Annotated in this window: 27 protein-coding genes; 19 read left to right on the top strand and 8 right to left on the bottom strand. The window is 64.0% G+C overall.

Going from position 1 to position 26821, the window contains the following annotated elements:
• Positions 1 to 166: 166 nt before the first annotated feature.
• Entirely contained in the window at positions 167 to 961 is a 795-nt protein-coding gene (locus tag E0501_RS06980) for an AraC family transcriptional regulator (RefSeq protein WP_137700590.1), read from the bottom strand.
• A gap of 88 nt (positions 962 to 1049) precedes the next feature.
• On the bottom strand, positions 1050 to 1922 hold the full coding sequence (miaA, locus tag E0501_RS06975; protein WP_137700589.1) for a tRNA (adenosine(37)-N6)-dimethylallyltransferase MiaA: 873 nt from the start codon (positions 1920 to 1922) through the stop codon (positions 1050 to 1052).
• Between the two features lie 117 nt (positions 1923 to 2039).
• Between miaA and pyrH the strand changes: the two genes are divergently transcribed.
• From pyrH to lpxB, 13 genes are all read left to right on the top strand, one after another.
• A complete protein-coding gene (gene pyrH, locus E0501_RS06970) occupies positions 2040 to 2771 on the top strand; it encodes a UMP kinase (protein ID WP_137700588.1) in 732 nt (243 codons plus the stop codon).
• Positions 2772 to 2860: 89 nt separating this feature from the next.
• Entirely contained in the window at positions 2861 to 3430 is a 570-nt protein-coding gene (frr, locus tag E0501_RS06965) for a ribosome recycling factor (protein ID WP_137700587.1), read from the top strand.
• Positions 3431 to 3467: 37 nt separating this feature from the next.
• Positions 3468 to 4205, top strand: coding sequence for a polyprenyl diphosphate synthase (uppS, locus tag E0501_RS06960; RefSeq protein ID WP_137700586.1), 738 nt, complete (start codon positions 3468 to 3470; stop codon positions 4203 to 4205).
• The gene (locus E0501_RS06955; protein WP_137700585.1) at positions 4202 to 4990 is read left to right on the top strand and encodes a phosphatidate cytidylyltransferase; all 789 of its coding nucleotides are present in this window, start codon (positions 4202 to 4204) and stop codon (positions 4988 to 4990) included. The genes uppS and E0501_RS06955 overlap by 4 nt, the downstream gene beginning before the upstream one ends.
• Entirely contained in the window at positions 4987 to 6159 is a 1173-nt protein-coding gene (gene dxr / locus E0501_RS06950) for a 1-deoxy-D-xylulose-5-phosphate reductoisomerase (RefSeq protein WP_137700584.1), read from the top strand. The genes E0501_RS06955 and dxr overlap by 4 nt, the downstream gene beginning before the upstream one ends.
• Before the next feature lie 37 nt (positions 6160 to 6196).
• Positions 6197 to 7540 (top strand): RIP metalloprotease RseP, encoded by a 1344-nt coding sequence (gene rseP / locus E0501_RS06945; RefSeq protein WP_137700583.1) that lies wholly within the window; start codon positions 6197 to 6199, stop codon positions 7538 to 7540.
• A gap of 94 nt (positions 7541 to 7634) precedes the next feature.
• On the top strand, positions 7635 to 7763 hold the full coding sequence (locus E0501_RS21675; RefSeq protein WP_268888882.1) for a hypothetical protein: 129 nt from the start codon (positions 7635 to 7637) through the stop codon (positions 7761 to 7763).
• Positions 7764 to 7914: 151 nt separating this feature from the next.
• Positions 7915 to 10257: an outer membrane protein assembly factor BamA gene (gene bamA, locus E0501_RS06940; protein ID WP_407943402.1), complete on the top strand. Its 2343-nt coding sequence runs from the start codon at positions 7915 to 7917 to the stop codon at positions 10255 to 10257.
• Between the two features lie 4 nt (positions 10258 to 10261).
• Complete coding sequence (locus E0501_RS06935) at positions 10262 to 10870, top strand: OmpH family outer membrane protein (protein ID WP_137700582.1); 609 nt, start codon at positions 10262 to 10264, stop codon at positions 10868 to 10870.
• Between the two features lie 72 nt (positions 10871 to 10942).
• Positions 10943 to 11404 carry a 3-hydroxyacyl-ACP dehydratase FabZ gene (fabZ, locus tag E0501_RS06930; RefSeq protein ID WP_137700581.1) on the top strand — a complete coding sequence of 154 codons (462 nt, stop codon included), beginning with the start codon at positions 10943 to 10945 and terminating at the stop codon, positions 11402 to 11404.
• A gap of 5 nt (positions 11405 to 11409) precedes the next feature.
• A complete protein-coding gene (gene lpxA / locus E0501_RS06925; RefSeq protein ID WP_137700580.1) occupies positions 11410 to 12192 on the top strand; it encodes an acyl-ACP--UDP-N-acetylglucosamine O-acyltransferase in 783 nt (260 codons plus the stop codon).
• A 4-nt stretch (positions 12193 to 12196) separates the two neighbouring features.
• On the top strand, positions 12197 to 13099 hold the full coding sequence (locus E0501_RS06920) for an LpxI family protein (protein ID WP_137700579.1): 903 nt from the start codon (positions 12197 to 12199) through the stop codon (positions 13097 to 13099).
• Complete coding sequence (gene lpxB / locus E0501_RS06915; RefSeq protein WP_137700578.1) at positions 13096 to 14244, top strand: lipid-A-disaccharide synthase; 1149 nt, start codon at positions 13096 to 13098, stop codon at positions 14242 to 14244. Before E0501_RS06920 ends, lpxB begins: the two co-directional genes overlap by 4 nt.
• 76 nt (positions 14245 to 14320) lie before the next feature.
• On the opposite strand, the gene mnmA is transcribed toward lpxB, so the two are convergent.
• Positions 14321 to 15463: a tRNA 2-thiouridine(34) synthase MnmA gene (gene mnmA / locus E0501_RS06910; RefSeq protein ID WP_137700577.1), complete on the bottom strand. Its 1143-nt coding sequence runs from the start codon at positions 15461 to 15463 to the stop codon at positions 14321 to 14323.
• Positions 15464 to 15586: 123 nt separating this feature from the next.
• Here mnmA and sciP point away from each other — a divergent pair, with 123 nt between their 5' ends.
• The 5 genes from sciP (at position 15587) to E0501_RS21670 (ending at position 21466) form a co-directional block, all read left to right on the top strand.
• Positions 15587 to 15865 carry a CtrA inhibitor SciP gene (gene sciP, locus E0501_RS06905; protein ID WP_137700576.1) on the top strand — a complete coding sequence of 93 codons (279 nt, stop codon included), beginning with the start codon at positions 15587 to 15589 and terminating at the stop codon, positions 15863 to 15865.
• Between the two features lie 95 nt (positions 15866 to 15960).
• Positions 15961 to 16677: a response regulator transcription factor CtrA gene (gene ctrA / locus E0501_RS06900; RefSeq protein ID WP_137700575.1), complete on the top strand. Its 717-nt coding sequence runs from the start codon at positions 15961 to 15963 to the stop codon at positions 16675 to 16677.
• Positions 16678 to 17025: 348 nt separating this feature from the next.
• Positions 17026 to 19146: an NAD-dependent DNA ligase LigA gene (gene ligA, locus E0501_RS06895; RefSeq protein WP_193555875.1), complete on the top strand. Its 2121-nt coding sequence runs from the start codon at positions 17026 to 17028 to the stop codon at positions 19144 to 19146.
• Positions 19143 to 21233, top strand: a complete 2091-nt coding sequence (gene recG, locus E0501_RS06890) for an ATP-dependent DNA helicase RecG (RefSeq protein ID WP_137700573.1) — start codon at positions 19143 to 19145, stop codon at positions 21231 to 21233. Before ligA ends, recG begins: the two co-directional genes overlap by 4 nt.
• Positions 21234 to 21343: 110 nt before the next feature.
• Positions 21344 to 21466: a hypothetical protein gene (locus E0501_RS21670; RefSeq protein ID WP_268888881.1), complete on the top strand. Its 123-nt coding sequence runs from the start codon at positions 21344 to 21346 to the stop codon at positions 21464 to 21466.
• A gap of 194 nt (positions 21467 to 21660) precedes the next feature.
• Here the strand turns inward: E0501_RS21670 and E0501_RS06885 are convergent, their stop codons facing one another.
• Positions 21661 to 22110, bottom strand: a complete 450-nt coding sequence (locus tag E0501_RS06885; protein WP_137700572.1) for an iron-sulfur cluster assembly scaffold protein — start codon at positions 22108 to 22110, stop codon at positions 21661 to 21663.
• Positions 22111 to 22176: 66 nt separating this feature from the next.
• On the opposite strand from E0501_RS06885, the gene hisI reads away from it, so the two are divergent.
• On the top strand, positions 22177 to 22539 hold the full coding sequence (gene hisI, locus E0501_RS06880) for a phosphoribosyl-AMP cyclohydrolase (RefSeq protein ID WP_137700571.1): 363 nt from the start codon (positions 22177 to 22179) through the stop codon (positions 22537 to 22539).
• Here the strand turns inward: hisI and gluQRS are convergent.
• From gluQRS to E0501_RS06860, 4 genes are read right to left on the bottom strand one after another with little or no spacing between them, the layout of a single operon-like run.
• Positions 22536 to 23414 carry a tRNA glutamyl-Q(34) synthetase GluQRS gene (gene gluQRS, locus E0501_RS06875; protein WP_137700570.1) on the bottom strand — a complete coding sequence of 293 codons (879 nt, stop codon included), beginning with the start codon at positions 23412 to 23414 and terminating at the stop codon, positions 22536 to 22538. The two genes, hisI and gluQRS, sit on opposite strands and share 4 nt — an antisense overlap.
• Positions 23411 to 24025, bottom strand: coding sequence for a class I SAM-dependent DNA methyltransferase (locus tag E0501_RS06870; protein WP_137700569.1), 615 nt, complete (start codon positions 24023 to 24025; stop codon positions 23411 to 23413). Before E0501_RS06870 ends, gluQRS begins: the two co-directional genes overlap by 4 nt.
• Positions 24026 to 24047: 22 nt before the next feature.
• Positions 24048 to 25403 carry a methylenetetrahydrofolate--tRNA-(uracil(54)-C(5))-methyltransferase (FADH(2)-oxidizing) TrmFO gene (gene trmFO / locus E0501_RS06865; protein WP_137700568.1) on the bottom strand — a complete coding sequence of 452 codons (1356 nt, stop codon included), beginning with the start codon at positions 25401 to 25403 and terminating at the stop codon, positions 24048 to 24050.
• A gap of 39 nt (positions 25404 to 25442) precedes the next feature.
• Positions 25443 to 26807, bottom strand: coding sequence for a cytochrome-c peroxidase (locus tag E0501_RS06860; protein WP_235857757.1), 1365 nt, complete (start codon positions 26805 to 26807; stop codon positions 25443 to 25445).
• Positions 26808 to 26821 lie beyond the last annotated feature (14 nt).

Genomic DNA, 26821 nt, shown 5'->3' with positions numbered 1-26821 from the left:
CCCCAATTTGCCGGGGCCATTCCCGCATGTTTTACCCCCGAGCGTCAATGACCGGTTTCGGCATTTACCGGAAAAAAAACGACATTTGGGTCGCGAAAAAGCGACACATCCGCGTGAGGATGACATGCTGCAACTGCACGGTTGCGCAAATGGAAAAGCGGAGTTTTCAGGACACCTTTGCCGTCGCGCCGCGCAGTTGCGACGGTGTCTTGCCGGTATGCTGCTGTATGAAGCGGGTGAAATAGGCGGCGCTGCCGAAGCCCAGGTGATCGGCGATGCGGTTGACGGGATGGTCGCTGTCGCTGAGCAGGCATTGCGCGGCATGCAGGCTGCGCTCCGTCAGGATCGCGGCCGCGCTCATCCCGGCGGTGGCATTGAGCGTGCGGGCCAGATGAGTCGGTGTGACGCCGAGTTTTTCCGCATAGGTCGCCATCGGCTGGCCCGAGCGGTAATCGCGCACGACCAGGTCGCAGAAGGACGCGGCCAGGCGGCTTTCGGCGCGGGCGTCGGTGACATGCGGCGCATCGAGAAGCGCGCGCTTGAGCCAGATGGCGATCAGCGTAGCGTGGGCGCGGGCGGCCGCGCCGTGGAAATCGCGCTTGCTGGCCTGTTCGCGCTGCATCGCTTCGATCAGCGAGGTGAGTTCCTGCTGGGAATGCACATCGCGGATGCGCAGGTGCTGGTCGCGACCGGGCAGCGGAAGCCCGGCCGTGGGCGGCACCAGAAGCGCGAGGCCGAATCCCTGCGATCCGGGATCGAGTGAAAACAGGGTCTGCGCCGGGATGAACAACATGTTGTTGATCCCAAGCCCCTTGCGCTGACCGTTGACGATGGCGCGGCCCTGTCCCCGGGTGATCCAGACAAGAAGATGCTCATCGCGGCTGTGATGCAGCGCGAGGCGCCAGGCGGATTTGCCGCCAAGCGCGGCGAGGGTCTGGATGCGCGGGATATCCTGCGTCATGGGTGCGGCACTGTCCTGTTGGATGGTCTTTTTCAAAGGATTAGCGGCAGATGCGCGCCGGCGCCACACGTTGCATGCAAAGCCTGCCTCAGGCGGCGGGAACATGCCGCCAGGCGGCCATGCGCGCCCGGAACCAGGTGCGCTGGCGCTTGGCATATTGGCGGGTCGATATGATCGCGGCCTCACGCGCCTGATTGAGGGTCAGCTGCCCCTGCAGGTGGGCGATGAGCTCGGGCGCGCCGATGGCGCGGCTGGAGGGCAGGGCGGGATCCCAACCGGGCAGGTTCGCGCGGGCCTCGTCGAGGGCGCCATCACGCAGCATGAGGTCGAAACGGGCCTCGATCCTGGGGGTCAGCCAGTCTTTCGACGCATCGAGGAGCAGCGCGGTGCAATTTGACAGGGGCAGGAGCGGGGGTGGTGTTTCGTCCTGCCAACTGGCCAGGCCGCGCCCGGTCGTGCGTTGCACCTCCCAGGCGCGCTGAACACGCATAGGGTTGAGGGTATCGATGCGCGAGGTGGTCTCGGCATCAAGTTCCTCCAGCAGGGCGGCGTGGCCTTCTGCGGCGATGCGGGCATCGGCCTCGGCCCGGATCGCAGGCGGGGTTTCGGGGATGTCGGCCAACCCTTCCGTCAGCGCGGTGAAATAAAGACCTGTGCCGCCGACGATGATCGGGCGTGTCTGCGCCAGCAGCGGGCGCAGATCGCGCAGCCAGTGACCCACGGAATAGGTGGCATCGCCCGGCACGTGCCCATAAAGCGCGTGCGGCGCGCGGGCGAGATCGACCCGGGGCGGGCGGGCGGTAAGCACGTCCCAGTTGGCAAAGACCTGCAAGGCATCGGCATTGATGATCGTGCCGCCCTGTCCCTCGGCAATGTGCAGGGCGAGCGAAGATTTGCCGCTGGCGGTCGGTCCGGCAATCAGCACCGGGCGGTCGGCGGGGATGTCATCAAGCTGGATCATGGGGCCTGCCTAGCGTGGTTGCGGCGAAATGGACAGACAGGGGCTTTCACGGATTGCATGCCGTCGGGAAAACCGTCATTTTGCCCGCGACCTGATCGCTGCCCGAAGGATGCCCCCATGAGCAAGGACGCCACCCCCGAGACCCGCTTCAAACGTGTGATGCTGAAAATCTCGGGTGAGGCGCTGATGGGGGACCAGGGGTTCGGGCTGCATCCGCCCACCGTCAAGCGAATCGCCGAAGAGGTGAAATCGGTCCATGACCTGGGTGTCGAGATCTGCATGGTCATCGGGGGCGGGAACATCTTTCGCGGGCTTCAGGGCAGCGCGCAGGGGATGGAGCGCACCACCGCCGACTATATGGGGATGCTGGCCACGGTTATGAATGCCCTGGCGATGCAATCCTCGCTGGAAAGCCTCGGCGTGTTCACCCGGGTGATCAGCGCCATCCCGATGGACCAGATCTGTGAGCCCTATATCCGCCGCCGCGCGGTGCGCCACCTGGAAAAGAAGCGGGTTTGCATTTTCGCGGCGGGCACAGGCAACCCGTATTTCACCACCGACACCGCCGCGACGCTGCGCGCCAGCGAGATGGCCTGCGAGGCGATCTTCAAGGGCACCAAGGTGGATGGCGTTTATGACAAGGACCCGGTCACGAATGATGACGCGGTGCGCTTCGACCGGATCAGCTATGACGATGTTCTGGCCAAGCACCTGAAGGTGATGGATGCCAGCGCGATCGCGCTGGCGCGCGACAACAACCTGCCGATCATCGTGTTTTCGCTGGACGAGCCGGGCGGGTTCCGCGGCATCCTGGCGGGCAAGGGCACCTACACCACCGTGGGCGGCTGAGCCGGGCGCGGAGGCCCCTCTATACAATCATGCGCCTTAGCGGATATAGCAGGGGCGTTGAATTTTGACCGGCTGGGAGACGATAGCAGATGGCCGACGAAGAGTTTATGCTGGATACCGATGACCTTGAGCGCCGCATGCAGGGTGCAATGGGGGCGCTGAGAACCGAGTTCGCGTCTCTGAGGACGGGACGGGCGAGTGCCTCGATGCTGGAGCCGGTGATGGTCGATGCCTATGGCGCGCAGACGCCGATCAACCAGGTTGGCACCGTGAACGTGCCCGAGCCGCGGCTGGTGACGATCAACGTCTGGGACCGTTCGCTGGTGGGCGCGGTGGAAAAGGCGATCATGAACAGCGGCCTGGGGATCAACCCGCAGACCAATGGCACGATCGTGATGCTGCCGATCCCCGAACTGAACGAGGAGCGCCGCAAGGAACTGACCCGGGTGGCGGCCCAATATGCCGAACACGCCCGCGTGGCGGTGCGCAACGTGCGGCGCGACGGGATGGACCAGATCAAGAAGGCCAAGGCCGACGGGCAGGTGAGCGAGGATGACCAGAAGTTCTGGGAAGACGAGGTGCAGGACCTGACCGACAAGTTCATCAAGGCGGTGGACGACGCCCTGGAGAACAAGCAGGGCGAGATCATGCAGGTCTGAGCCGGTGCGAGCGGCGACGGCCATGAAGGAGCGGGCCATGGCCCCCAAGGACAAGACCGACAGGGCAGGTGGCCGCGGGCCGCGTCATGTGGCGATCATCATGGATGGCAACGGCCGCTGGGCGCAGGCGCGCGGGCGGCCGCGGCTGTTTGGCCATCACGCCGGCGCCAAGCGGGTGCGCGAAATCGTCGAGGCCTGCCCGGACCTGGGTGTAAAATACCTGACGATATTCGCGTTTTCGACGGAAAACTGGAAGCGCACGCAGGTCGAGGTGGCCGGGCTGATGAGCCTGTTCCGCCGTTATATCACCAAGGAAGCGCGCGCGCTCAAGGCAGAGGGCGTGCGGGTGCGGTTCATCGGCGACCGGGTGCGACTGGACAAGAAGCTGCAAGCGCTGATGGACGAGTTGGAAGAGCTTACCGCCGGTAATGACCGGGTGCACCTGACCATCGCGCTGAACTACGGCGGACGCGACGAGGTGGCCCGCGCCACCAAGCGCCTGGCGCAGGACGTCGCGGCGGGCCGGCTCGACCCGGAAACCGTAGATGAAGAAACGCTGCCAAAGTATTTGGATACATGTGTTTTGCCTGATCCGGACCTGGTGATCCGCACCAGTGGCGAGGCACGGATTTCCAACTTCCTACTGTGGCAGTCGGCCTATGCGGAATATGAATTCATCGACACGCTGTGGCCGGATTTCAGCGCCCAGATCTTCGCTGACCTGGTGCTGGCTTATGGCACGCGGGAGCGACGGTTCGGAGGAGTGAAGGCATGAGCGACGGCGCCACCGCATCGAAATGGAGCGACCTCGGCCCGCGCCTGATTTCGGCGCTTGTGCTGATCGTCGTGGGGGCCGCGGCGCTGTGGGCAGGGGGGCTGTGGTTCGACGAGTTGGGCGTGCTGATCGTGGGCGTGATGCTGTGGGAACTGGTGCGCATGCTGGCGCCCGGGCATCCGACGATGGCATGGCAAGTGGCCTTGGTGGGGGCGATCACGCTGGAAATCGCGCTTTTCGTGCCTTTCGGCATCAGTATGCTGATGCTGGGCCTGTTCCTGATCGTCGCCGTGGGCCGTGTCGGGCAGCATGTCGGGCTGCTGTTGGCCTATGGCGCCGGCATCTGGCTGGCCGGGCTGGCGCTGGTGACCTTGCGCGAAGAGGGCGGGTTATTCTGGACCTTGTGGCTGATCGGAGTGGTGGTGGTGACCGATATCGCCGGCTATTTCGCGGGTCGGATCATCGGCGGGCCGAAGTTCTGGCCGCAACTGAGCCCCAAGAAAACCTGGTCGGGCACGGTGGCGGGCTGGATCGCTGCGGCTGCGCTGAGCGCGTGGATGTCGGTGCAGTACGATCTGCCCTGGGGCATCGTGATGGCAGCGGTGGCGCTGTCCTTTGCCTCGCAGATGGGAGATATCGCGGAAAGCGCGCTGAAACGGCGGATGAAGGTGAAGGACAGTTCGAACCTGATCCCCGGGCATGGCGGCGTGATGGACCGGTTCGACGGAATGATGGGCGCGGCGCTGATGATGTCGGCCTGGCTGATCGTGCAAGGGGCGCTATGAGGCGGATTTCCGTATTCGGCGCCACCGGGTCCATCGGCCAATCGACACTGGACCTGATCGCGCGGGCGCCGGACGCTTATGACGTTGCGGTTCTGACCGGCGGGCAGAACATCGCGCAGCTGGCGAGCGACGCGCGCCGCTTTGGCGCCGATCTGGCGGTGACGGCGGATGAGGCGCTTTACAAAGATCTGAAAGAGGCACTGGCGGGCAGCGGGATCGAGGCCGCGGCCGGCGAGGCGGCGCTGGAAGAGGCGGGCGCGCGTCCCGCCGACTGGATCATGAGCGCGATTGTCGGCGCGGCCGGGCTGGCGCCGGGGCTGCGGGCGCTGGAGCAGGGCAGCACGCTGGCGCTGGCCAACAAGGAATCGCTGGTCACGGCGGGGGCGCTGCTGATGCAGACGGCGTGCCGCCACGGCGCCACGGTTCTGCCAGTGGACAGCGAGCATTCGGCGGTGTTCCAGGCGCTGGTCGGCGAAGAGATGGATACGGTCGAGCGGATCATCATCACCGCGAGCGGCGGGGCGTTTCGGGACTGGCCGCTTGAGGATCTCGCCCGCGCGACGGTGGAACAGGCCAGTGCGCATCCGAATTGGAACATGGGCCAGCGGATCACGATCGATTCCGCCTCGATGTTCAACAAGGCGCTGGAAGTAATTGAAACAAAGGAATATTTCGGAATCGACCCCGAGAGGATCGAGGTGCTGATCCATCCCGAGAGCCTTGTGCATGCTCTGGTGGGGTTCCGCGATGGCGCGTTGATGGCACATCTGGGCGTCAGCGACATGCGCCACGCGATCGGCTATGCGCTGAACTGGCCCGAGCGCGCGGAGTTGCCGGTGGCACGGCTGGACCTGGCGCAGATCGGCCAGCTGCATTTCCGTGCACCGGACGAGGCACGATACCCCGCGCTGCGGCTTGCCCGCGAGGTGATGGCGCGCGACGGGCTGGCCGGGGCGGTCTTCAATGCCGCCAAGGAAGCCGCGCTGGATGCGTTCATTGCCGGGCGGATCGGGTTTACCGCGATGGCAGGGGTGGTCGAGGCGGTTCTGGAGCGCGCCGAGGCCGAATTGGGCCTTATTGATGCCACCATGACCCTTGATAACATCCGCGCGGCCGACCACATGGCCCGTATCCGCGCCGAAGAGGTGATGAGCGGCCTGGCCGCGTGAGAATGCAAGAAGAACGAAAAACAGGCAGGACGACGTTTTGGATATTTCCCTGATTCCGCAGGTCGGCGGCTTTGCGATGACGCTGATTGCTTTTGTGGTGGCGCTGTCGGTGATCGTGGCTGTTCATGAATATGGCCACTACATCGTCGGGCGATGGTCGGGGATCCGCGCCGAGGTGTTCTCGCTGGGTTTCGGGCCTGTCTTGTGGTCGCGCCATGACAAACACGGCACGAAATGGCAGATCGCCGCGCTGCCATTTGGCGGATACGTGAAGTTCCTGGGCGATTCCAATGCCGCATCGGGCAAGGACGAAGACGCGATGGCCGGGCTGAGCGACGATGAAAAGCGCCACTCGATGCATGGCGCGCCGCTCTGGGCGCGGGCCGCGACGGTGGCGGCGGGCCCGTTGTTCAATTTCGCTCTTTCCATTGTGGTCTTTGCCGGGGTGATCCTGTGGCAGGGCCGCGTGGCCGAACCGCTGAGCGTGGGCGAGCTGCGCCCGCTGCCCGGCGCCGTGCAGGAGTTGCGCGTGGGCGACGAGGTCCTGGGCATCGGCGGGCTGGATGTGCCGTCCTTCGAAGACGCGGAGGCATTCAGCGCCTTTGGCGACGAAATCCCGGTCGAGCCGGTGGTCGATTACCGCGTACGCCGTGACGGAGCCGAGCAGACCGTGCGCGCGCCCTATCCCTATCCGCCGCTGGTGACGCAGCTGGCGCCGCAATCGGCGGCTTATGACATCGGCATGGAAGTAGGTGACGTGATCACTTCGGTGGACGGCGACACGATCTTTGCCTTCGACCAGCTGAAAGAGCGGGTCGAGGGGGGCGAGGGCAAGCCGCTGTTGCTGACGGTATGGCGCGGCGGCGAGACGCTGGAATTCACGCTAGTGCCACGCCGCACCGACGAACCGCAGGACGAAGGCGGGTTCAAGACGCATTGGCGCATCGGCATTGCCGGGGGCCTTTTGTTCGAGCCGGCGACCGAAATGACCGGCGTGGGAAGCGCGGTTCTGGGCGGGGTGATGCAGACCGAACGGATCATCCAGGGGTCGATCTCGGGGCTGTGGCACATGATTACCGGGGCGATTTCGTCGTGCAACATGTCAGGGCCGATCGGGATTGCCCAGGTGTCGGGCCAGATGGCGAGCCAGGGGGCGGAGAACTTCATCTGGTTCATTGCCGTCCTGTCAACCGCCGTCGGGCTGCTGAACCTTTTCCCGGTTCCGGTGCTGGATGGCGGGCACCTTGTATTCTACGCTTATGAGGCCGTGGCCGGGCGTCCGCCCAGCGACAAGGCGCTGCGCATCCTGATGACGATCGGGCTCACGCTGATCCTGTCGTTGATGATCTTTGCCCTGAGCAACGATCTGTTCTGTCCCTGAGAATAGCCGCCACATTCTTGCCCTAATTACGGCCCTTGTTCCGCCATATTCGATCTCCATTCTGGGCCATGAACCGCAACGAAAGGGGTGAGACATGGATACGATCGCCAAGGGAGCCCGGGGCCTTCATCTGCTGTGGGACCTGAACTGGGACCGTCTGCTGTATATCGGCACCATCACCATTGCCCTTCTGGCCGGGGCCTATCTGGGCACGATGTTCTGAAGATCCGCGCCCGACGGGCCGGAAAGAACGATCGGTCCGATTACAGGCGCCATGATAATGCACCCCCGGCGGGGTGCATTTTGCATTTTTGACAAGTGTCATGATAGGCTTTACTGAGGCAGTAATTGGGGTGTCTCATCGGGTTGGCCACATGATGCAGTATAAAAGGGGCCGTAAAATCGGTCTTATCGAGCAAGCGAAAACCATCCACCTGGCACTTGGTGCCATTTTCCTTGGTTTAACAATAGCTTTCGCGTCGTTGCCTGAACCCGCGCAGGCGCAATCGTATCGCTTCACCTCGGTTGCGATCGAAGGAAACCAGCGGATCGAGCCCGGAACAATCCTGAGTTACGCGGGAATCGCCCGTGGAACACAGGTGTCGGCAGCCGAACTGAACGACGCCTACCAGCGCATTCTGGGCAGCGGTCTGTTCGAAACCGTGTCGATTGAGCCACAGGGCAGCCGCCTGGTGATCCGGGTGAAAGAATTCCCGACAATCAACCGCATCAGCTTTGAAGGCAACAAACGCCTGAAGGACGTGGAGCTTGCCAGTTATATCGAATCCAGGTCGCGGCTGGTGTTTTCGCCGACCAAGGCCGAACGCGATGCCGAGACGATCGCAGAGGCCTACCTGCAGAATGGCCGCACCGCCGCGCGGGTGACGCCGAAGATCATCCGGCGCAGCGACAACCGCGTCGACCTGGTGTTCGAGATTTTCGAAGGCGGCATCGTCGAGATCGAACGGATCGGTTTCGTCGGCAACCAGGTGTATTCCGACCGCCGCCTGCGGCGCGTGCTGGAAAGCAAGCAGGCCGGGGCCCTGCGGTTCCTGATCAAGTCGGACACCTTCCTGGAAGACCGCCTGCAGTTCGACCAGCAGGTACTTCGCGATTTCTATCTCAGCCGTGGATACATCGATTTCCGCACCACGTCGGTGAATGCCGAGCTGGCGCGTGAAGGCGACGGCTATTTCCTGACCTTCAACGTGCAGGAAGGCCAGCAGTTCCGCTTTGGCGAAATCACGACCGTCAGTGAAATGGACGAGGCCGACGCGGACGAGTTCCACGCGATCCTGAAAGTGCGCCCGGGCGTCGTCTACACGCCGACCCTGGTGGAGAACTCGATTGCGCGGATGGAACGCCTGGCGATCAAGAAGGGCATTGATTTCCTGCGCGTCGAACCGCGCATCACGCGCAATGACCGCGATCTGACCCTGGATGTCGAGTTCGTGCTGACACGCGGGCCGCGCGTGTTCGTCGAGCGCATCGATATCGAAGGCAACGCTACCACGCTGGACCGTGTCGTTCGGCGGCAGTTCCGTATCGTCGAGGGCGACCCTTTCAACCCGCGTGAGATCCGCGAGAGCGCCGAACGCATCCGCGCGCTGCGGTATTTCTCGGACGCTGACGTGCAGGCGCGCGAGGGATCGAGCCCGGAACAGGTGATCGTCGATGTCAACCTTGAGGAAACGACGACCGGTTCGCTGTCCTTCGGCGGCGCGTTCTCGTCGAAAACCGGGTTCGGCCTGGTCGTGAAGTTCGAGGAACTGAATTTCCTCGGTCGTGGGCAGGAAGTGCGCTTCTCGATCTCGGGGGCCGAAGACAACGCGAATTACGGGTTCTATTTCGCCGAACCCGCCTTCCTGGGCCGCAACGTGAAATTCTATTTCGACATCGGCTATCTCGAGACCGAGGGTTACAACTCTCTGTTCGACACGAGCAAAGCGCGCCTTGGGTTCGGCCTGGAGTTCCCGATCAGCGAAAGATCGCGCTTTGGCGTGAACTACAAGCTGGACCAGACCCAGATCACCAATTACATCGGCAACGGCGCGATCCTGGCGGGCGAGGCCGCCGCGGGCAAGCGCACCGCGAGCTCGCTTGGCTATACCTTCTCGTATGACTCGCGGCTGACCGGGCTGAACCCGAATGCGGGTGTCCTGCTGGAGTTCGCTCAGGATTTCGGTGGCGTTGGCGGACAGGCCGAGTTTGTCCGGTCGTCGGGCCGGATCATCGCCGAGACGAAGATCCTGAACGAGGAAGTCACGCTGCGGGCGACATTGGCCGGTGGCATGGTGAACTACAAGAGCGGGCAATCCAGCCGCGTGACCGAGCGCTTCCTGTTCAACAGCGACGTCATTCGCGGATTTGCCTATGACGGGATCGGACCGCGTGAATACGTGCCCGGCGTGGTGGACGATGCGCTTGGCGGCAACTTCTATGCCACGGCGAAGTTCGAAGCGCAGTTCCCGCTGGGCCTGCCCGAGGAATACGGGATCAACGGCGGTGTTTTCTACGATATCGGCTCGGTCTGGGGACTGGATACGACCAACGCGAATACCATCTACACCAACGGTCCGGTACGTCATGTGGCAGGCCTGTCGATATTCTGGGATACCCCGGTCGGTCCGCTGCGTTTGAACTGGTCACGGGCGCTCAAGAAGCAGCCGCAGGACATCGAACAGCAGTTCGAGGTGACCATTTCCGCCGATTTCTGAGGATATGGCGGTGGCTGCATATGCCAAACTGCGCGGCGTGATCGCCGCGCTTTTCCTTGGGGTGGTGCCTGTCTTGGCGCAGGCGCAGCAATTGGGCCTGCCCGACAGCGCGATCCTGGTGGTGGATACGAACCGGCTTTTTGCAGAGACGCTGTTCGGGCGCCGGGTGGCGGCGGAACTGGAAGCCGAAAGCGCTGTGCTATCGGCCGAGAACCGTCAGATCGAGGCGGATCTGACGGCGGAAGAAAAGGCTTTGACAGAGCAACGTGCCGAGATGACCCCGGAGGCGTTTCGCGCCGAGGCCGACGCCTTTGACGCCAAGGTACAGCGCATTCGCAACGAGCAAGAGGCCAAGGCGCGCAGGCTGGCCGAGGAAAGCGACAACGCGCAGCGGCGTTTCCTGGGCGTGGCGCGCCCGGTGCTGGAGGCGCTGATGCGTGAAAGCGGGGCATCGGTTCTGCTGGATTCGCGCACGGTGCTGTTGAGCACGGACGTGGTGAACGTGACCGACCTTGCGGTCGCGCGTATCGACGATGCCATCGGCGACGGACAGGCGCTCGAGGCGCCGCAGACAACGCCCGCCGATCCGGCACAGCCCACAGCGCAGGAGTGAGACCGCGGAGGCGCTTGCCCCGTGATCGCAGAGTTGCTAGGGCATCGGCAGAGCCCAGTGAGAGGAACCGACATGAGCCAGAAAGCCCGCGCGGATATCGACCTGATCCAGCGTATCATCCCGCACCGTTATCCGTTCCTGCTGGTTGACCGTGTCGAGGATATCGAGGGGTATCAATCGGCCCGGGGAATCAAGAATGTGACCATGAACGAGCCGCATTTCCAGGGCCATTTCCCGGGCAAGCCGATTATGCCGGGCGTGACCATCGTTGAAGCCATGGCACAGACGGCCGCGGTGATGGTCGGCACGGCCCTGGACATGGCCGACAAGGAAATGCTGGTCTATTTCATGTCGATCGACAAATGCAAATTCCGCCGCATGGTGGGCCCGGGTGACGTGCTGGAGATGTATCTTGAAACGGTGCGCGGCAAACCCGGCGCGAAGGTCTGGAAATTCACGGGCGTGGCCAAGGTCGGGGACGAGATGGCCGCCGAGGCCGAGTTCACCGCGATGATGGACCTGCCCAAGGAGTGAGCGGCATGAGCCAGATCCATTCCAGTGCGATCATCGAGGATGGCGCGCAGATCGGCGAGGGCAGCGTGATCGGGCCATTCTGCCTCGTGGGCAGCGGCGTGACGCTGGGGCGCGGTGTGCACCTGAAAAGCCACGTGGTGGTGACGGGCAATACCACCATCGGGGAGGACACCGAGATCTTTCCCTTTGCGGTGATCGGCGAGGTGCCCCAGGACCTGAAGTTCAAGGGCGAGAAAACCCGGCTGGAGATCGGCGCGCGCAACCGTATCCGCGAACACGTGACGATGAATACCGGAACCGAGGGTGGTGGCGGGATCACACGGGTGGGCGATGACGGGCTGTTCATGGCGGGCTGTCACATCGCGCATGACTGCACGATCGGCGACCGGGTGATCATCGTGAACAATTCGGCCATCGCCGGTCATTGCATGATCGAGGACGACGTGATCGTCGGCGGGCTGTGCGGCGTGCACCAATGGGTGCGGATCGGGCAGGGCGCGATCATCGGCGCGCTGAGCATGGTCACCAATGACGTGATCCCGCATGGCCTTGTGCAGGGGCCGCGGGGCGAGTTGGACGGGCTGAACCTGATCGGGCTGAAACGCCGCGGGGTGGAGCGCTCGGACATCACCGCTCTGCGTGCCGCGTTCCAGATGCTGGCGCAGGGCGAAGGTGCGTTCCAGGATCGCGCCAGGCGCCTGGGCGAGGAAACCGACAGCGCCTATGTGCGCCAGATCGTCGAGTTCATCACCGGCGGCAGCGATCGGTCCTTCCTGACGCCGAGTTGAGCAGATGCTGGCGCTGATCGCAGGGCGGGGCAGCCTGCCCGACCGGGTGGCCGCCGCGCTGGAGCAACCGCCGCTGGTCTGTGCGCTTGAGGGCAGCCCGCCGGACCACCTGCCCGTCGATCTGTGTTTTCGACTGGAGACGCTGGGCACGCTGTTGCTGAACCTGGGCGAGCGCGGCGTGAACGAGGTGTGTTTTTGCGGCGCCATCGAGCGCCCCGAGCTCGACCCGGAAAAGCTGGATGACGAAACCCGGCCGCTGGTGCCGCTGTTCACCGAGGCGCTGGCCCGGGGCGACGACGGGGCGTTGCGCGTGATCCTGCAGCTTTTCGAGCAAACCGGATTCAGCATTCGGGCGGCACACGAAATCGCGCCGGATATCATTGCCCGTGCCGGGGTGCCGACCGCGCGCCATCCCCGTGACGGGCACCGCGCCGACGCCGCATTGGGCGACCGGGTGCTAGCCGAACTGGGCGCGGCCGACCAGGGCCAGGCCTGCGTGCTGCGCAAGGGGCACGTTCTGGCACGCGAAGATGAGCGCGGCACGGATGCGATGCTGGCCGGATTCGCGCTGATGCATGACGGCCCGAATGGGGCAGACCTGCTCTCAACGGCGTTCGACGCGACCGGTGGGTTGACTGAGGACGCGCGCAACTGGCTTGGGCGCATTGCCAGAGAGGCGCACGAGGCACCGGGAGCCGGCGCGATCCTGTTCAAGGGGCCGAAACCGGGCCAGGACCGGCGCGCCGACCTGCCGACGATCGGCCCCGCCACGGCGATCCGGGCCGCCGAAGCCGGCTTCGACGGCATCGTGATCGAGGCGGGCGGGGTGATCGTGCTGGATGAGGCGCAGGTGATCGAAATCCTGGATGCGATGAACATGTTTCTCTGGGTGCGCGAGGCGGCATGAAGATATTCCTGGTCGCAGGCGAGGTTTCCGGAGACCGGCTTGGCGCGGCGCTGATGGCGGGCCTGCGCGAACTGGTGCCGGCGGTGGAATTTCGTGGCGTGGGCGGGCCGGGGATGGCGGCGCACGGGCTTGCCAGCCTTTTCCCGATGGAAGAGCTTTCGGTGATGGGGCTGGCCGAGGTGCTGCCGAAACTGCGCCACCTGTTTCGCCGCAGAGACGAGGTGGTGCAAGCGGTGCTGGACTGGCAACCGGATGTTCTGATCACCATCGACGCGCCGGATTTCGGGCTGCGCGTGGCCAAGGGGGTCAAGGCGGCCTCGGACATCCGCACGGTGCACTACGTGGCGCCATCGGTCTGGGCATGGCGTCCGGGTCGGGCCCGCAAGATGGCGCGGTATGTCGATCATGTGCTAGCGCTGCTGCCGTTCGAGCCGCCCTATATGGAAGCCGTGGGGATGGACTGTGATTTCGTGGGGCATCCAGTGGTGAACGAACCGGTGGCAAGCGACGCCGAGGTGAGAGCATTTCGCGACGCTTATGGCCTGACAGGCGAGGTTCTGCTGGTCTTGCCCGGATCACGCAGGGGCGAGGTGGAGCGGCTGGCCCAGCGGTTCGGCGAAACCGTGGCACGGCTCGTCGCCGCAAGGCCGGGTATCCGGGTTGTCGTACCAGCCGCCGCGCCGGTGGCCGAACTGCTGGCCCAGTCCGTCGCGGGTTGGGCGGGCGATCCTGTGCTGCTCGACCCGAGGGGGCAGACCGCAGAGAGCTTCGCTGCACAGAAGCGCGTGGCGTTCCGCGCGGCGGATGGCGCACTGGCCGCGTCGGGCACAGTTTCCCTGGAGCTGGCGGCAGCCCGGACGCCGATGGTGATCGGGTATGATTTCGCCTGGCTGACCTGGCAGATCATGAAACGCATGGCCCTGATCGATACGGTGACACTGGTGAACCTGGTCAGCGAGAGCCGCGTGGTGCCGGAATTCCTGGGGCCGGCCTGTCAGCCCGAGGCGATGGCAAACGCGCTTGACGCGATGCTGGACGACCCCGGGGCGCAGCTGGCCGCGCTGGACCTGACGATGGAGCGACTGGGCCGTGGCGGAGAGGCACCGGGGCTGCGCGCGGCCCGGGCGGTTCTCGCGCGGATGTGAGGGCCGACACGGGGGCCAGCCCCCCAGACCCCCCGGGATATTTTCAGCAAGATGAACGAGCGTGGCGGTGACAGCCTCAGCCCGCGTGGATCCAGCCGCCGCCGAAGATGCGGGTGCCGCCGGTTTCGTAGAACACGCAGGCCTGGCCCGGGGAGACGCCTTCCTCGGGGGTGAGCAGCTCGACTTCGGCGGTGGTGGGCGACAGGGCGCGCAGGATGGCGGGACGCGGCGGGCGCGTGGAGCGGACCTTGATCGAGATTTCGCGCGTGGCGACGGCTTCGAACGGATCATCGCCCAGCCAGTTCACTTCGCGCACCGGAACTGTGCGGGTGGCGAGCATGTCTTTCGGGCCGACGATCACGCGACGATTGTCGACATCGAGTTTCACCACGTAGAGCGGATCGCTGAGCCCGCCGATGCCGAGGCCGCGGCGCTGGCCGATCGTATAGTGGATCACGCCCTTGTGCGTTCCGAGAACATTGCCATCGATATCGACGATCTCGCCCGGCTCGGCGGCGCCGGGACGGAGTTTCTCGATCACGCTGGCGTAGTCGCCATTGGGGACGAAGCAGATATCCTGGCTGTCGGGTTTCCATGCGACGGACAGCCCGTATTTTTCCGCAAGCGCCCGGGTTTCGTCCTTGGATTTCAGGTGGCCGAGCGGGAAACGCAGGAAGTCGAGCTGTTCGCGGGTGGTCGAAAACAGGAAATAGCTTTGATCGCGGCCGGCGTCTGCAGCGGTGTGCAACTCGGCCCCGTGCGGGCCCATCTTGCGCTGGATGTAGTGGCCGGTGGCCATGCAATCGGCGTCGAGGTCGCGGGCCGTTTCCAGCAGGTCCTTGAACTTGACCCTCTCGTTGCAGCGGATGCAGGGCACCGGCGTGGCGCCGGCAAGGTAGCTGTCGGCAAATTCGTCGATTACCGCGTCGCGGAAGATGTTTTCATAGTCGAGCACATAATGGGGAAAGCCCATTTCCTCGGCCACGCGGCGTGCATCGTGGATGTCGATGCCGGCGCAGCAGGCGCCTTTCTTGGCAAGTGCCGCGCCATGATCGTAGAGCTGCAGCGTGACGCCCACCACGTCATACCCTTCCTCGGCGAGCATGGCGGCGACGACCGAGGAATCCACGCCGCCCGACATGGCAACGACCACGCGGGTTTCGGAGACGGGTTTTGCGATCCCCAGCGAGTTGAGCGGGGGCGTGGCATCGAGGGACATGGAAAAGCTCCTGTGAGACATAGGGGAATATAGGAAAATCCTAGATACTCTCAAGGACCGGTTTCATCCGGCGTTAAGGCGGGAAGATGCATCAATATGCCATCGCAAGGACGAGGTGTGGCGATGTATCTGAAGAAAGTGGACGGGCCAAGGGCGGTGACGCTTCCCGATGGTTCGGTGATGTCACGGGGCGATCTGCCACCCGAGGGCACGGTTCGTTGGGTGGCCAGCCGCAAGGCGGCCGTGGTGCGCGGCGTGACATACGGGTTGATCACGCAGGACGAGGCGATGCAGCGTTACGGCATCAGCCAGGAGGAATTCCTTGAGTGGCTATCCGCGGTGAACGATCATGGTGAGCAGGCGCTCAAGGCGACCTTTTTGCAAAAATATAGACAACCTTAGCGGGTATCGTATATTTTTCTTACGTCGGTAACTTGTGGTTAACCATTTTTGTTCACGTTTAATTCCGACAAAGGCATTGAATCGGAGAAATCAATATGCGTGTGCTGCTGGTCGAAGATGATCCCACGACATCGAAGAGCATCGAACTGATGCTGACCCACGCGAACCTGAACGTCTACACGACGGACCTGGGCGAGGAAGGCATAGATCTGGCAAAGCTCTACGATTACGACCTGATCCTTCTCGACCTCGGCCTGCCAGACATGAACGGGCATGAAGTGCTGCGACAGTTGCGCATGGCGCGGATCGATACCCCGATCCTGATCCTGTCGGGCGCGGATGACACGGAAAACAAGCTCAAGGGATTCGGCTTCGGTGCGGACGATTACCTGACCAAGCCGTTCCACCGCGAGGAACTGGTCGCGCGGATTCACGCGATCATCCGGCGCTCGAAGGGGCATTCGCAATCGGTGATCAAGACCGGGCGGATCAGCGTGAACCTGGATGCCAAGACGGTGGAGGTGGACGGCCGACCCGTGCACCTGACGGGCAAGGAATACCAGATGCTGGAGCTGCTGTCGCTGCGCAAGGGCACGACGCTGACCAAGGAGATGTTTCTCAACCATCTTTACGGCGGCATGGACGAGCCGGAACTGAAGATCATCGACGTGTTCATCTGCAAGCTGCGCAAGAAGCTGAGCACGGCGACGGAAGGGGAAAACTACATCGAGACGGTCTGGGGCCGCGGTTATGTTCTGCGCGACCCGGGCGAATTGAATCAACCGAACCGCAAGATCGCCATGGGGGCCTAGGCAACTGCCGCAGAGCGCCGCGCGCCCGGGCCGCTGCGCCGGAAAGAAAACCACTCACGAATCTGTGCCGCGCGGGTTTGTCCCGCGCGGCACATTTCATCTGCGGCCAGGGTTTCGCCGGCGCGGATCATAAACATGGCGCTGCAGGGCCGCGACATCGAAGGATGCCGGGCGAAGAAGGTGACGGGCAAAGAAGGTGACGGGCAAAGAACCGGCAGGCGACGGACTGGGCAGGCCCGGGACCCGCTGCCGGGAGACTGCCTGGTTGGTCTGGACCTTGACGCGCGGCGTGCTATCACCTTCCCTGACGGGGCGGCGGAAGGATGCCGACAGGCGCGGGGGGCGACAGTGAACAGCGAGAAGCCGGTAGAGGAGCTGAGCGCGGCCGAAGCCGAGGCGGAACTGGCGCGGCTGGCCGAGGAAATCGCGGCCGCCAACACGGCCTATCACACGCATGACGCCCCGGAGATTACGGACGCTGCCTATGATGCGCTGAAGGCGCGAAACCAGGCAATCGAAACACGCTTTCCGCATCTCAAACGCGCCGACAGCCCCAGCGATCAGGTGGGCGCCGAGCTGGCCGAGGGGTTTTCCAAGGTACGCCATGCCGTCCGCATGATGAGCCTTGCCAATGCGTTCGAAGACGCCGACGTGACAGAATTCGACGAGAGTGTGCGGCGCTACCTGGGCATCGAGAACACCATCGCCTATACGGCCGAGCCGAAGATTGACGGGCTGAGCCTGTCGTTGCGCTATGAGAACGGGCAGCTTGTGACGGCGGCAACGCGCGGCGATGGCGAGACCGGCGAAAACGTGACCGCCAATGCCCGCGAAATCGATGACATTCCGCATCGGCTCGAGGGCGCGCCCGACATTCTGGAGGTGCGCGGCGAGGTCTATATGAGCCACGCCGATTTCGAGGCGTTGAACACACGCCAGGCCGAACGCGGCGGCAAAACCTTCGCCAATCCGCGCAATGCCGCCGCCGGATCGCTGCGGCAACTGGATGCGGCGATCACCCGCGACCGGCCGCTGAAATTCTTCGCCTATTCCTGGGGCGAATTGAGCGAACCGCTGGGCGAGACCCAGATGGAGGCCATCGCGCGGTTGAAAAGCCTGAGCTTCGATGTGAACCCGCTGACGGAATTGTGCAGCGGGCTGGACGACATGCTGCGCCACTATCGTGCGATCGAGGAACAGCGCGCGACGCTGGGCTATGACATCGACGGGGTGGTCTACAAGGTCAACGACCTGACCCTGCAGCGACGGCTGGGGTTCCGCTCGACCACGCCGCGATGGGCGATTGCGCACAAGTTTCCCGCCGAACTGGCCTGGACACGGCTGGAGGCGATCGACATCCAGGTTGGCCGGACTGGCGCGCTGAGCCCAGTGGCGCGGCTGCACCCGGTCACCGTGGGCGGCGTGGTGGTCTCGAATGCAACGTTGCACAACGAGGATTACATCGCGGGCCGGTCGAGCTCGGGCGAGCAGATCCGCGACGGCAAGGATATTCGCGTTGGCGACTGGGTACAGGTGTACCGCGCAGGCGATGTGATCCCGAAAGTGGCGGATGTGGACCTGTCGAAACGGCCCGAAGATGCCCGGCCTTACGAATTCCCCACGGTCTGCCCCGAATGCGGCAGCGAGGCGATCCGCGAGGAAGGCGACGCGGTGCGGCGCTGCACCGGGGGGATGATCTGCCCGGCGCAGGCGATGGAAAAACTCAAGCATTTCGTCAGTCGCAAGGCGTTTGACATCGAAGGGCTGGGCGCCAAGCAGATCGAGATGTTCTATGCCGACGAGGTGCTGCCCATCCGCGAGCCTGCGGATATTTTCACGCTGGAAGAACGGGATACAAGAAACCTCGCCCGGCTGAAGAACAGGGATGGCTGGGGCGAAACCAGTGCGCGCAACCTGTTCAATGCCATCGACGAGCGGCGCAGCATCGGCTTTGCCCGCGTTCTTTTTGCGCTTGGCATCCGGCATGTGGGCGAAGCCGCGGCGCGGCTGATTGCGCAGCACTACGGGGATTGGGAGACCTTCGAACAGGCGATGGAAAAGGCCGCGCCGCTGGAAGGGCCGGCCTGGGACGAGCTTATGAACATCGACGGGGTTGGCACGGTGATGGCGACATCACTGGTGACCGCCTTTGCGCAGGAGGCCGAGCGGGCCAGCATCGATCGGCTGGTCGCGCATCTGGAGATCGAACCTGCCGAACAGGTGCAGGCCGCGGGAAGCCCTGTTGCGGGCAAAACGCTGGTCTTTACCGGCACGCTGGAGAAGATGACCCGCGCCGAAGCCAAGGCGCGCGCCGAGGCCCTGGGCGCCAAGGTGTCGGGCAGCGTGTCGAAAAAGACCGACCTGGTGATCGCCGGCCCCGGGGCCGGATCGAAGGCGAAAAAGGCCGAAGAACTGGGCGTCGAGATGATCGACGAGGACACCTGGCTTGAGATGATCGAGGGGCTATGAGCAAGCGGCCGGAACCCCTGTTCCCGCTATTTGCGGATATCGAGACGCTGGAAGGTGTTGGGCCGAAGATTGCCAAGCACCTGGCGCAGATCGATATCGACAAGCCGCGCGACATGCTGTTCACGCTGCCCTATTCGGTGATCGACCGGCGGCGGCGCGCCAGCGTGCAGGGGGCCGATCTGCCGGCGACGCTGACGGTCGAGGTGACGGTGGGCCAGCATCGCCATCCGCGCAGCCGGGGCGGGGCCTATCGCATCAATGTCGAGGATGCGCAGACCGGGTTCCAGCTGGTCTATTTCCATGCCCGCGATGAATACCTGCGCCGCATCCTGCCCACGGGCAGCAAACGGGTGGTATCGGGCAAGGTGGAGCTGTTCGACGGGATCGCACAGATGGTGCATCCCGATCACGTCGTGCTGCCCGAGGAAGCCGGGGACATTCCCGCCTTCGAGCCGGTCTATCCGCTGACCGCGGGCGTGACGCAGAAAACCATGGCCAAGGCCGCACGCTCGGCCCTTGAGCGGGCGCCGGAGTTGCAGGAATGGATCGACCCGCTGCAAAAGGCCAAGGCCGGCTGGCCCGACTGGCACGAGGCGGTCGGCGCTGCGCATGCGCCCACGTCACTGGCCGACCTGGCCGCCACCGCGCCGGCCCGCGAACGGCTGGCCTATGACGAATTCCTGGCGCATCAGCTGACTCTGGCGCTCGCGCGCGCGAAGCTGCGGCGCGCCAAGGGGCGCGAAAGCCATGGCACGGGCAAACTGCAGGCAAGGGTGCTGGAGAACCTCGCGTTTCGGCCGACCGGGGCGCAGACCCGGGCGATCAACGAGATTGCCGCCGATATGGGCAAGCCGCAACGGATGAACCGGCTGCTGCAGGGGGATGTGGGCGCGGGTAAGACGCTTGTCGCCTTCATGGCCTTGCTGATTGCCGTGGAGGCGGGCGGGCAGGGGGTGATGATGGCCCCCACCGAAATCCTGGCGCGGCAGCACCTGGATGGGCTGCGCCCGCTGGCCGAAAGCGCGGGCGTGGTGGTGGAAATCCTGACCGGGCGCGACAAGGGGGCCGAGCGCAAGGCCAAGCTGGCGGCGTTGGAGCGTGGCGATATCCAGATCCTGGTGGGCACACACGCGGTTTTCCAGAAAGACGTGGAATTTCACGATCTGCGACTGGCCATTGTCGATGAACAGCACCGTTTCGGTGTGCGCCAGCGGCTGGAGCTGGGCAAGAAGGGCGCCGGGGCCGACGTTCTGGTGATGACGGCCACACCCATACCGCGCAGCCTGGCGCTGGCGCAGTATGGCGATATGGACGTTTCGGTGCTGGATGAAAAACCGCCCGGACGGCAACCGATCAAGACGGCGATGGTCTCGACCGTGCGGATGGACGAGGTGGTAGATCATCTGCGCAAGGCGGTGGCAGAGGGCAAGCAGGCCTATTGGGTCTGCCCGCTGGTCGAAGAGAGCGAGAGCGTCGACCTGACCGCATCCGAAGAGCGTTTCAAACACCTGCGGGCCGCCCTGGGTGAGGGCAGGGTGGGGCTGGTGCATGGCCAGATGCCGCCGGCCGAAAAGGACGCGGCGATGGCGGCCTTTCAGCGCGGAGAAACCAGCGTTCTGGTGGCGACTACGGTGATCGAGGTCGGCGTCGACGTGCCCAACGCTACGATCATGGTGATCGAACGGGCTGAGATTTTCGGCCTGGCACAGCTGCATCAGCTGCGCGGGCGGGTCGGGCGCGGATCGGGGGCGTCGACATGCCTTCTGATGTACCAGGCGCCGCTGAGCGAAAGCGGCGAGCGCCGATTGACCACGCTGCGCGACACCGAGGACGGGTTCAGGATCGCGGAAGTGGATCTGGAGATGCGCGGCGCCGGTGACCTGATCGGCACGGCGCAATCGGGTCTGCCTCGGTTTCGGGTGGCCGACATGGAAAACCAGGCGGCCCTGTTGGCGGTGGCACAGACGGATGCGCGCAAACTGCTGACGGATGATCCGGAGTTGGACACGGAACGCGGGCGGGCGGCGCGTGTTCTTCTCTGGCTGATGGAACAGGATCAGGCAATTCGTTTGATTTCAGTGGGTTAGCCTTCCGAATCACGAAAAGTTCACGAATGTTCTTAAAAAGTTCTTTACAGACCGGAACAAAAGTGAGAACAAAGGAGCAACAAACAAGCCCGAGAGCAGGAGAGACCGACATGTTCAGCCAGATCAAAGCCGTCGTTGAACGCAGCCAGGACACCATCTGGAAAGATGCGATCGGCGCGGTGTCATTGATGGTTCTGCTGATTGCCGGGCTGCATCTGCCGGGGCTTGCCTGACCCGATTTCAAGTTTCTGCCACGTGATCCAAAGGCCCTGTCGGCGGCGCCCTTCCTGTCCCAATCGCGCCGAGACTGACACTGCCTGTCCCAAATGTCCTGAGGGGCCTGCCTCAACCGCCCCGAATTTCTGACAGGGTCAGACGGGATCACGCACCTGACCGCCGCCTTGGGTTTCCAAGCGCGGCGGTTTTTTTATGCGCAGTTGCTTTGGGCGGCTTGCTCGAAAGCCTCGGCGGTCGCTTCGAGCGTGAGAAGGATGGAGGCGTGGCGGTTCTTGTAGTCACGCGCCGGGCGCAGCACTTCAAGCCCGTCGAACGGCGCCGGCGGCGTGGGGCCATCGTTCTTCAACATGTCGCGCAGGGCGTCGCGCGCGGCTTCGACCTCGTCCCGGGTGCGGCCGATGATGTTGGCACCGACGACGCTGGCCGCGGCCTGGCCAAGAGCGCAGGCCTTCACGTCCTGGCCGTAGTCGACGATCTTTCCATCCTTGACCTTGATATCCACCGTCACGGTGGAGCCGCAGAGAGGCGCGCGACGTTTGACCGTGGCATCGGGTGCATCCAGCCTGGCGAGATGCGGAATATCCGCGGCAAGCGCAAGAATGCGCTCGGAATAGAGCTTGATGAGGTCTGTGTCGCTCATGGCTTTTCCTTCCGCGGAGTTATGCCATAGATAGACCCCATGGCCGGAGATGCAAAGGGGGCAGGAATGAGCTTTGACGCCGAAAGCCTGAAATTCGATGACAAGGGGTTGATCCCGGCCATCGCCCAGGAGGCCGAGAGTGGCGAGGTGCTTATGATGGCGTGGATGAACGCCGAGGCAGTACGCCGGACGCTGGAGAGCGGGCGGGTCACCTATTGGAGCCGCTCGCGGCAGTCCTTCTGGGTGAAAGGAGAATCGAGCGGTCATCTGCAGGAACTGGTGGAGTTGCGGGTGGATTGTGACCGCGATTGCCTGCTGGTTCTGGTGCGGCAGACTGGGCCGGCCTGTCACACGAACCGGCGCAGCTGTTTCTATACTGCTGTCCGTGAGGGCGACGAGGTGGAGATCATGGCGCCGATGGAGGGTTAAAGCCCGACCATGGTGCGGATGTCCTGCGGGGTTTTGCCTTCGCCGCGGTAGGTTGAAATCGCCCGGGCATCATCGCGTTTGGCCAGCCGTTTGCCCGTTTCATCGCGGATCAACCGGTGGTGATGATAGATCGGCGTGGGCAGTTGCAGCAGGCGTTGCAACACCACGTGAATGGCCGTGGCGCTGAACAGGTCCTGTCCGCGCACCACGTGGGTGATGCCCTGATCGGCGTCGTCCAGCACCACCGAGAGATGATAGGAACCTCCCATGTCTCGCCGCGCCAGCACCACGTCGCCGACATGGGTGATAAGCCAGTCGGGCTCGATGCTCACAAGACCGGTTTCACCCTCGGGACCGGCACCGGCTTCGACGAATGCAAGGGGCGGGCGCAGCGGTTGGGCCTGCAGCAGTGCGACGGCGCGCGCCATGTCGAGGCGCAGTGCCGCGTCGGGCAGGGAACCGGTGGGCGGGTGCGCGGGCCGGCATGTGCCGGGATAGACGATGCCATCGGGACCGATCAGCGGTTCACCCCCCTCTTGCGGCGCGCTGGTCGCGGCGGCGATGTCGCGCCGGTTGCAGGTGCAGGGATAGAGCAGGCCGCGCGACCACAGATGCGCGAGTGCCGCGCGGTAGACGCCTTGCCTGTCGGATTGGCGCAAGACGGGCGCGGGCCATTTCAGGCCGAGCCAGCTGAGATCGTCGTATATCTGATCTTCCCACAGCGTACGGGAACGGGACTGGTCGATATCCTCGATCCGGAGCAGAAACTCGCCATCCGAAGCCTGTGCCAGATCATAGGCCAACAGCGCCGAGAAGGCATGGCCGAGATGCAGCGGGCCGGTCGGGGATGGGGCGAAACGGGTTCTGAAAGTCACGCTTTTTCAAGTACGTAAACGTTAGCGTTGAGGTTTTTTCCGGGGATATGCGGCCCGTATTCGCGCATCAAGAGACGCGCGGCGGCGCTATCGACCCATTCATTGACCTTGGCTTCGTACTCGGGATGCTCAAGCGCGTGATCGTTGAACGAAAGCGCGAAGAGCCCGCCCTTAGGCAAAGCGTGCATCAATTCATCGAACAGCGACAGGGGCGCCGCGCCGATGCCGATCACACCGATCGCGGCAATCATCGGGTAGGCGCCGGGCGTGACCGGGGCCGGTTCGGCCGGATCGGCAATCGTGATGGTGCGATAGATACTCTTGGCGCGTGCGATGTCGAGCATTTCCGCTGTGACATCGACGCCGTCTATCGTGGAAAAGCCTGCTGCGCGCAGGGCCTCGCCGGACATGCCTGTACCGCAACCATAGTCGAGGAGAGGCGCCGCCGGATCCTTGGTGAATTTTGCCAGGGCGGCGGCGATGCGTTGTGGTGTGACATAGCCGTTGTCGCTCAGCTCGCGCTCGTAGGTTTCGGCCCATTCGGAATAGAGCCTGCGCGTATCGCCGCCTTCGGGCACGTGATAGGCCTGATCAAGAAATCCTTTGCTCATGGGCTGAGCATAAGGCCCGGGCTCAGGCCGCGTCCAGAGCGGATTGGCCGAGCCAGTCGGCCCAGGCGGTTTTGGCCCGGTCTGTATAGGCCTTGTAGCGATCCTTGCGGCCACGCCGCCCGCCCTTGAGCCCGTCAACAGGCGGGAAGAGGCCGAAATTCACGTTCATCGGCTGAAACGTCTTGGCCTCGGCGCCGCCGGTGATGTGGGTGATCAGCGCGCCGGTAGCAGTTTCGGGCGGCGGCGGGGGCAGATCACGCCCGAGGATTTCGCTTGCGGCCATGCGGCCCGCCAGCAGGCCCATCGAGGCAGATTCAACATAGCCTTCGACCCCTGTGACCTGACCGGCGAAGCGGATATTGGGCCGTGATTTCAGCCTCATCCGATCATCCAGCAGCGTCGGCGAATTGATGAAGGTGTTGCGATGGATGCCGCCAAGACGTGCAAAGGAGGCGTTCTCAAGCCCGGGAATCATCCGGAAAACATCCGTTTGCGCGCCGTACTTCATCTTTGTCTGGAAGCCGACGATGTTGTAGAGCGTGCCAAGCGCGTTGTCACGGCGCAGCTGGACCACGGCATAGGGCTTTTCATCGGGCTTGTGCGCGTTGGTCAGCCCAACGGGCTTCATCGGGCCATGGCGCAGGGTTTCGCGACCTCGCTCGGCCATAACCTCGATCGGCAGGCAGCCATCGAAGTACTTGGCGGTCTCGCCCTCGTGAAACTCGGTCTTGTCGGCGGCCAGCAGTGCGTCGATGAAGGCCTCGTATTGCGGCTTTGTCATCGGGCAGTTGAGATAGGCCTTCTGCTCGGCTTCGGTTTCGCCCTTGTCATAGCGCGACTGCATCCAGGCCACGGACATGTCGATGCTGTCGGCATAGACGATGGGCGCGATGGCGTCGAAGAAGGCCAGGCGTTCGGCCCCGGTTTCGGCCTGGATTGCCGCGCCAAGTGCCGAGGACGTGAGCGGACCCGTGGCGATGATCCAGCGGCCGTCCTCGGGCAGGGCGGTGATTTCACCCGGTTCCAGCGTTACAAGCGGATGATCGAGCAGCGCCCGGGTGACCGACTGGGCGAAGGGGTCACGATCGACGGCGAGGGCACCACCGGCGGGAAGACGATGGCGGTCGGCCATCTGCATAATCAGGCCGTCGGCCGCGCGCATTTCCCAGTGCAGCAGGCCCACCGCGTTCTGTTCGCTGTCATCCGAGCGGAACGAGTTAGAACAGACCATTTCGGCCAGATCACCGGTCTTGTGGGCAAAGGTGCCGACCTGGGGGCGCATTTCATGGATTACCACGGGCACGCCCATCCGGGCGGCCTGCCATGCAGCTTCGGCCCCGGCGAGCCCGCCACCAACGATATGAAGAGTATCGGTCATGCCGCGCGATGTAGGCGATTGCACCGGGTTTGGAAAGGGTCAGTGCAATGTCATCTGGTCGACGGGAAGGCCCGAGGGCACGCTCCCGGGCGCGCCGAGCCGGCCGATCACCGCATTGGGATCGGTCAGCGCGTCGAGAAAGGCTATCAGCGCGTCGATTTCGGCCTCGGCAAGCGGCGGCAGGTCGATTTCGGCAGCGGCCTTGATCCGTTCGATCTCGGATTTGTCGGAGCCGGTGGCGGGCACCATTCCCGGACCGTCCAGCGCGGGCAACTGCACCGAAGCCGGATCGAACCGATCGAGGGCCGCCAATGGATCGAGATGATGGCGGATGACCTGATCGAGCGTGGCATAAACCCCGGCATGGCCATAGGGCGCGGTCAGCGCCACATTGCGCAGAGACGGCGTGCGGAAGTGATAGGCGTCAGAGTCATCCCCGGTGACCGCTGCCCGGCCACGATCTGCCCCCGGCACGTCGTAATCCTTGCCGGGACCGATCTGCGGCATGCCGATGGCATGAAAGGCGTGATCCGTCTGGAACGGCCCGGCATGGCAACTGCTGCACTGCGCCTTGCCGTAAAACAGCTCGGCCCCGCGACGCTGCGGCGGGGTCAGCGCGTTCCTGCGGCCAGCCAGCCAGGCGTCGAACGGGCTGTCGGTCGAGCGGAACTCGTACGAGATGAAGGCCGCAATCGCGGTGGCAATGTCAGTGATGTGAATCGGCTCGTCCGGGCCGATGATCGCATTGAAGCGGCGGCGGTATTCCGGCACGGCCTCGACCCGTTCGGCCAGCATCTGCCAAGCACCGTTCAGGCCGCGGATTTCATCGCGCGCCACGGCGTCGGCAATGTCGTTTTCGCCGGGGGCACCGGCCATTTCCTCCGGCGACAGGATGGGAAGCAGGGCCTGCGCGGCAAGCGTCAGTGGCACCGGGCGTTCCAGCGCGCGGCCCTCGGGCATGGCATGACCCATACGCGCGGCGGGATCACGCATGACGCGGCCATCGTGAAACAGCGTGGTGAATTCCGAGGCCCCGAGGTTGAACAGGGCCGGCGCGTTACGAGGCACATGGGCGCGGGCCGGGGTGCCGGGCTCTGCGTGGCGATTGGGGCCAAGCCCCACACCGCCTTCGCCGATGCCAAGCGCCGTGCCATCGCCGGAACCCAGCACGGCATGGTGGCAGGTGGCGCAGGCGATGTTGCGATTGCCCGACAGGATGGGATCATAAAAAAGATCGCGGCCCAGAAGGAAGGTCGAAAAGGCAAACTCGGGGAAGGCCGAGTGGGTCACCGGGTTCGGAAGATCGGCGGCCTGAGAGAGAGTGGCCTGGAGAGACAGGATGCCGGCGGTGACCCACTTGCGCATGATGGAATTCATTTCACTCATGCTTTCGGTTGCTGACATGGTTACCAAAGTGA

Source organism: Marimonas lutisalis, from assembly GCF_005434965.1.
GTDB lineage: Bacteria > Pseudomonadota > Alphaproteobacteria > Rhodobacterales > Rhodobacteraceae > Marimonas_A > Marimonas_A lutisalis.
This window is presented reverse-complemented; position numbering and strand designations above follow the sequence as displayed.